General features: G+C 76.9%; 1 pseudogene. It reads right to left on the minus strand.

The annotated features are described in order from the left end of the window. A pseudogene (locus AOK08_RS46225) lies at positions 1-420 on the minus strand (hypothetical protein); the annotation flags it as partial.

Raw genomic sequence — 420 nt, forward strand, 5'->3', positions numbered from 1 at the left:
GGGGACCACTGCGGGAGTGCGTCACAGGTCCCGTCGATCAGCTGTTCGGGGTTGTCCGTGGTGGAGTCGCGGCGGCCGATCACGCTGTGGCAGTCCGGCGATCCGGGCTCCGTGTCCAGCCGGACCAGCAGCGGGGCGTCGGGGAACGCGGCGGGGGCCGATCGCCGGGGCGACGGCGAGGATCCGCCGGCCTTGTCGGCTCCGGGCTTGCCGGAACCGCTCCAGGGGTGCCACAGGAGCAGCCCGGCGACGGCCGCCGCGACCAGCAGCGCCGTTACGGCGACCGTCCCTCGGCGTCCGCTCCGTGTCCCGGCGTCGCCGGACGGGTCGAGCCCTCCGGGCGGCTGTACGGGCGTGAGGTCCGGCGGGGGCCCGAAGCCGGGGCCGGGCGGCACCTGGACGGTCCCGGGGTGGGAGGAC

Origin of the sequence: Streptomyces graminilatus (assembly GCF_001418565.1) — a bacterium.
In the GTDB taxonomy this organism is placed as follows: domain Bacteria; phylum Actinomycetota; class Actinomycetes; order Streptomycetales; family Streptomycetaceae; genus Streptomyces; species Streptomyces graminilatus.